The organism is Aquiflexum sp. (assembly GCF_041751335.1).
In the GTDB taxonomy this organism is placed as follows: domain Bacteria; phylum Bacteroidota; class Bacteroidia; order Cytophagales; family Cyclobacteriaceae; genus Aquiflexum.
Window position 1 is genome coordinate 1 of sequence record NZ_JBGSXS010000215.1, and the last position, 6,528, is coordinate 6,528.

Annotated in this window: 4 protein-coding genes; 3 read left to right on the forward strand and 1 reads right to left on the reverse strand. The window is 39.3% G+C overall.

Annotation, left to right across the window (positions count from 1 at the left end):
- Positions 1–293: 293 nt before the first annotated feature.
- On the forward strand, positions 294–1,289 hold the full coding sequence (locus ACEW8U_RS11485; protein WP_373522182.1) for an IS110 family transposase: 996 nt from the start codon (positions 294–296) through the stop codon (positions 1,287–1,289).
- 102 nt (positions 1,290–1,391) lie between these two features.
- On the opposite strand, the gene ACEW8U_RS11490 is transcribed toward ACEW8U_RS11485, so the two are convergent.
- Positions 1,392–3,386, reverse strand: a complete 1,995-nt coding sequence (locus ACEW8U_RS11490; RefSeq protein ID WP_373522183.1) for a histidine kinase dimerization/phosphoacceptor domain -containing protein — start codon at positions 3,384–3,386, stop codon at positions 1,392–1,394.
- A gap of 866 nt (positions 3,387–4,252) precedes the next feature.
- Between ACEW8U_RS11490 and ACEW8U_RS11495 the strand changes: the two genes are divergently transcribed.
- Both ACEW8U_RS11495 and ACEW8U_RS11500 read left to right on the forward strand, forming a co-directional pair.
- The gene (locus ACEW8U_RS11495; RefSeq protein ID WP_373522184.1) at positions 4,253–5,575 is read left to right on the forward strand and encodes an agmatine/peptidylarginine deiminase; all 1,323 of its coding nucleotides are present in this window, start codon (positions 4,253–4,255) and stop codon (positions 5,573–5,575) included.
- Positions 5,576–5,644: 69 nt separating this feature from the next.
- Positions 5,645–6,528, forward strand: an 884-nt coding sequence (locus ACEW8U_RS11500) for an NAD-dependent epimerase/dehydratase family protein (RefSeq protein ID WP_373522185.1), incomplete at its 3' end; no start/stop codon positions are given.

Sequence of the window (6,528 nt, forward strand, 5' to 3'; positions counted from 1 at the left end):
CGTCCTTTAGATTTACAAAATAGTAATTTTCTAAGATATATGGTTATAGTTATCAACATTGAGGGGGGTCTGGGGGGAGACTGGTAACTTGTTGATAAGTGTGGATAAAGTTAACTTTAAGAATAAAAAAGAATGGGGTGAACTTATCCTTCGTCTAGGCTTTAGGCCTAAACCCTGTATTAGTCCCCATTCTTTAAATGGTTGCCAAAATAACCAGTTAGAATTTTAGGTTCTCAGGCCTTCTAAAGGTTTTAGTTTCGGCAACTTAATTTGTTAAACTTAAACATAAAGTTATGAAATTTAATTTGTTTATCGGAATTGATGTCAGTAAGTCTACACTTGATGTTTATCTATTACCTATCGGTTGCCATAAAGTTTTCAGTAATGATGAACAAGGGTTCATAGCCATGATCGAATGGATCATGGATAAAGCAGGAAAGCTTCCCCATTCGGAATTGCTTTTTGGTTTTGAACATACCGGTCTTTACTCTGAGAATCTTATTCTGTTTCTTGACAGCAAAGACTTTTCTTTTGCTGTGATTCCCGGGCTTGAGCTCAAAAGATCCCTGGGGATCAGAAGGGGGAAGTCGGACAAAGCCGATTCACGTGATATTGCGGAGTATGTTTATGAGAAAAGGGAAAAGATCAAACTTTACAAACTGCCTTCGGAGACCTTGGAAAAATTAAAGAAGCTTTCTTCACTCAGGGAGCGTATGGTGAAGGAAAGAGCAGCTTATAAGACCAGGCTTGGAGAATACAGGAGCCAGTTCTCCGATGATGGGTTTGAAGTATACATTCAATCCCAACAAGAGATAATAAAGTGCTTCGATGTCCAAATTGAAAGGGTTGAAAAGCATATCGAAAAATTAATAATAGAGGACACAGAACTTTCAAGACAGTACAAGCTGATAAATTCCATCAAAGGGGTTGGACCCCAGACGGCCATTGTGATGATCATCCTGACAAAAGGATTTTCCTCTTTTGAAAACTGGAGAAAGTTTGCCAGCTATGCAGGCATTGCACCTTTTCCCAATCAATCTGGCACATTCAATGGAAGAACCAAAACAAGCAAATTAGCAAACAAAAGAATCAAATCCCTATTGACCATGTGCGCCGGTTCAGCAATCCAACATAACCCTGAAATGAAACAATACTATGAAAACAGAATTCAAAAAGGCAAAAACAGCATGAGTACATTAAACATCATCAGAAACAAGCTGTTGGCAAGGGTATTTGCAGTCATAACTAGAGATACTCCTTACGTGGATATTTACAAGTATGCCGCATAAGAAATGAAAAATTGTACTATTTCACTTGCTTTAATCTTAGAATACAGGGTGACGGTCCGCTCCGATTCATGTCAATGGTATAAAAATATTCCCAATCAAAGTTTATACCTGACCGGCCCCAGCCGCTACTTGTCGTTTAAAATTGATTAAAATCATGGTTCCATTGCTGACATCCTGCATCAGTTTCCCATCAATCTGACGGGTTAGCAGATTAACCAACTGGGTGCCAAAGCCCGTGCCTTTAGCTTTTTCATCCGAAGGTTTACCCACTCCATTATCACTGATTTTCAATTGGAAATTGTCTTCATTCAAACTTTTCAAACTCAATTCAATATTTCCTTTTTCACCTTTGGGAAAAGCGTATTTCAGTGCATTGGTAAGCAGCTCATTGACAATCAAGCCTAATGGCACTGCCGTATCCACATCCATTTCAAGTTCCTTCATTTCAATATTGACTTTTATCCTGTCGGTTTCATTGTAGGAATCCAGGATATTGATGCAGAGGTTTTCGAAATAATTCTTCATTTCAATAAATGCCAAATGCTCGCTTTGGTAAAGCTTTTGGTGCAAAATACCCATAGAATGTACCCTGTTTTGGCTTGCCAGCATGACTTCCTGCATGGTAGGGTCATCCATTTTTGCGGACTGCAGGGCCAGTAAGCCCGACACCACTTCCAGGTTGTTTTTTACCCGGTGATGAATTTCCTTAAGCAATAAGACATTTTGATTGTTTTTTAATGAAAGCTCATTTTGGGTTTTGGTCAGGTCTCTAATTGTTGCATTCAATTGTTGGGTCCGCACTTCCACCTCCTGCTCCATCGCAAGGAAAAGCCTGCCATACTGATTGGTGATATAAATGTAAATGCCCAAAGGATAACTGATATACAGCAAAATCAGGTCTACATAATATAAGAATGTGCTCAGGGTAATGAGTTCAGCATTGACCATCCTATTGACCAATAAGAAAACAGAAGTACCTATGGCGCCAAATGTTACATAAAGCGCCCCCTTATTTTTCTCTTTAATGGCAATCCGCATGATGATGACCATCAAAATAATGACGGCAAGTATGATGGTCGCATCAAAAAGAATGAAATTGAAAACAGGTATAAAATAATTAGCAGTCCTAAACAGTGCTAACCAAACCAGGTGCTTGGTCCAATAAAATTTTTGTATTCTAAATAGGGAGCTTAGCGAATAGGGTAAAAGCCCAAAACCCAAACCAAAAGCAGTGGAATTTAAAATGCTACTGAAAATTGGATTGGTAAAACCGTTGAGCTCAAAAAAGAGGAGAATATGCGCACAAACGGCTGCACATAAAAAGAAAAAGGTGATGAGCGTAATAACTAGGTAAGGTTCCTCTCTCCTAAATTTGAAATATAGGAGAACATGCAACAACAACAGGATAGAAAGCACCACTACGATTACTGACAATGTCGCAAAGCTATTGGCATACCGAAAGTCTGAATATTTGGCCCTGACTGTCGAGGAAAAGCCAATATCAAAGCCTAGGTTTTCAGAAAAGTACCTAAATATTTTAAAGTTATTTTTTGCCTGATGATTCGAAAATCTAACAGCTAAGGTATGAACAACTTTTGGGGTGATTTTCAATGGTCTGTCTCCATCATAGTCGGGAGTATATGTTTTCTCCAGTTGGCTAGCAGGTGAAAAACTTCCGTAGCTAGCCACTAGCTCTCCATCCAAATAAATTTCTGCTGCCCCCCATGAGTAAAAATATAGCCTTTCAATTGCTTCAATGGTATTTGGATCGGCAGTAAAGGTAATCCTCCACCAACCAAACCCCGACCACAAACTATCCGGCATTTGGTAAGCTTTTAAGCCAATAGGATCTAGGTTGTACCAACCGGAATCATCAAAATCAGGATTTGCCCATTGCAAATTATCACCGGGCTGATATCGCCAACTATCATTGAATTTTAACTCAAGCAAACCTTCTTTAAATAGGCTGCTATCAACATGAGGTTTTTGGGCATAAGAATCTAAAGTACTGAAATAGAAGATTATGAAGACAGAAACAAAAAAGTATGGATATTTTAATCCTGTATTTTTCGGATGAATTGGGCGATTATCCAGCATACTCCAAACATAAATTTAATTTTTGGAATTTTAGGTAAAAACGACCTTTTGGTGAGGAATTTTATATTAATTGCCTTGGGGGTTTTATCCGAATCCCTTCCTCTTTGAAAATCTACTTGCATTCATCCAAAAAATGGAATTCAGATGTTAAAATTAAAGGAATAAGTTGGTAGAGGTCTTTCAAATTCAACCTCCCGATTTTCGGGACAGGCTCTGTCAGGGTTGAAAGGATATATGAAAATGTCAAATATGGTCCACACATAGCGATGTGTGGCTAATCAAATTAAACCACTTTGTGGTTGAGTCTATATTTGGATCGAATGTATCAGCACCGAACATTTAAGATTGGCTTACCAAATTCAATCCTGTCTTTCTCCTTTTTTGCAGCTTACGGGTGCAAGTTAGATATTGGCCACAAATCTAATATCAATGGTAAATTCCTAAAGAGCTTAGCCTTAGTGATGAAAAACAGCGAACACTTTGAATTTATTTTTCCAGTTTATTTCCTGAAGGGAATTAATTTGATTAGCCCCACATGACAATGTGGGGTAAAGAATGGTAATCAGTCCCTGAATTTCCCTACCCTAACTGGGTTGAATTTGAAAAAAGCTACCCGCTTAGCTAACAAAAATCCGGTCACAAAAAGTTTTTTGAATCAAACTGAACCCGATTCTATTTCCATAATCTTCACTCGAAAAGAAATTCCGCTCATTGGGGAAGTATTTTACCCCTTTCGTCCTATGTCGGGACGGTGAAAAGTTTTAATTAACTAATTTATCGATGGATGAAATTGAATTGGAGATATAATTTCACTCCTGAAAATTAAAGAGATAAATAAAGCGTAAAACACCCAATTTTTAATTAAAATGAAACCAATAGCATTCTTATTTTCCATTATCTTCCTTTTGTATGCCTGTAGCAGCAAAGAAACCAAACTTTCTGACGAAACATTCTATATGCCTGCCGAATGGGAACCCCATGAGGCCGTTTGGTTAGGCTGGGAAAAGGACTCCACCCAACGGTTTTATCCTTCCATAGGTAAAATCATCACAACGCTACAACCTCATGTAACGGTCAAAATCGCTTTCGATACCGATAGCCTAAAGCAAACTGCCATTACGAAACTTATAGAGCTGGGCGTGGATACCACAGGAATCAAAATGTATGTCATGCCGGGTGAACGATATTGGATCAGAGATCAAGGGGCAACCTTTCTTGTTAATGGGAAAGGTGAATTGGGGGTGGCGGACTTTGGATGGGACGGATATGGTTTATCGGCATTTTTAGACCTCAAACATGAAGGCAATAAGGACAGCATCAATTCCACATGGAAAAAGGGCTTAGAGAAAAGGCTAAAAACAGGGAGCGTGGACAGCTTAATGGCTGCGGCCGAGGGAGCCAAAATCATCAAAACGGATGTGGTTCACGAAGGAGGGGCTATTGAAGTCAATGGCAAAGGAACCTTGATTTTGTGTGAAGCAACGGTATTTCAACGTAATCCTGCCCTTTCCAAAGAAACGATTGAATCAGAATTTAAACGCGTATTGGGCGTGACCAATATCATCTGGATGAAGGAGGGTCTGGCAGATGACCCTCATTATTTTTATCGGCGTATCACGGGTGATTATGTAGGAGGAGGCACCGGCGGGCATACCGACGAGTTTGTACGATTTACCAATCCAAGTACCATTTTGCTGGCATGGGTGGATGAAGCAGAAAAAGACCTAGACCCCATCAGTCAAATGAATTATGAGCGCATGAACGAGAATTACGAAATCCTCAAAAATGCCAAAGACCAGGATGGAAAACCCTTTACCATCATCAAAGTGCCTTTACCAAATTTAATTACTCAAAAAGTGGTAGTAAGAAAAGATTTGAAAAAGGATGGATTCACCTTAGATGTAACACCCGATAGTTTTGTCCCTTCCGAAGCAGTGCAGGTTGGCGATACTTTACTTAGGGTACCTGCTGCAAGTTATTTCAATTATTTGGTGACCAATAGTTTGGTGCTGTTGCAGACCTATACCGCTATGGGCTCTTCGAAAGAAAAAGAAGATAAGGTACGGGAGATTTTTGAGCAACAGTTTCCGGGACGAAAGATTGTATTCTTTGATGCCATGATGCAAAACTGGGATGGAGGGGGAATCCACTGCAGCACCCAACAGCAACCGAAAAGAATAACCAATTGAAATGACAATAATTAAAACGGGAAAGCCAATGACCGAACCAATTTGGCATCAAAAACAAATTAATTAATCATGAAAACAGTAGGCATTATCGGGGGCTCCGGCTTTATTGGAAGCTACAACACCCAAAAGTTTTTGAATGAAGGATACAAAGTAAAAGTATCTACCACAGATATTTCCAAAAAGGAAAAGTATGAACATTTGCTCAGTCTCAAAAATGCTGAGAACCTCGAAATCGCTCAATTAGATGTTGAAAACAAACAGGAGCTTTTGGATTTTCTGAAAGATTGTAATATAGTAATTCATGGAGGGACTCCCTTTCAATTGGATGTGAAAGACCTTCAGAAAGAATTGTTTGACCCAACCATCAAGGGAACGGAAAACTTCTTGGAAGCAGTTCTCAAAACTCCTGGGATCGAAAAAGTCGTTTTCATTGCATCTGTGGCAGCATATAACACAAGCTTCCCATTTTTACCTGCAGGAAAAACTGAAGGTGACCAAATCAATGAAAATGATGCGCCATATATGAGCGAAGAAGGCATTCCTTATGCCCAAGCCAAGTTTATCGCCAATCAGGCCGTCAATAAATTCATTGCCGACCACCCTGATTTAAATTTTGAAATTACTTCTGTTTCACCGACGGGAGTAATGGGGAAATCTCTGTCAAACAGACAGGATTCCACTTCAACGGGTATTCAATTTCTGTTTAAAAATAAAATTGCCCCCAACCCTTTTATACAAATGATCTATGACATGGATGTGTTGTGGGCATTGGTAGATGTAGAAGATGTTGCCGATGCGATTTTCAAAGCGGCCACTACCAAAAACATCCATGGTAAAAACTATCTCCTGTCAGGGGAAAGTTATAGGGTCTCAGATGTGACTTTGATGCTCAACAATCAACCTCCGGTAGGCAAACCTGAAATTATTTACAGTTCTGCTTTGGCAACAAAGGA

Coding starts and splice junctions, on each gene's coding strand:
- ACEW8U_RS11485 (WP_373522182.1), top strand. CDS start 294: ATGAAATTTAATTTGTTTATCGGAATTGATGTCAGTAAGTCTACACTT.
- ACEW8U_RS11490 (WP_373522183.1), bottom strand. CDS start 3,386: ATGCTGGATAATCGCCCAATTCATCCGAAAAATACAGGATTAAAATAT.
- ACEW8U_RS11495 (WP_373522184.1), top strand. CDS start 4,253: ATGAAACCAATAGCATTCTTATTTTCCATTATCTTCCTTTTGTATGCC.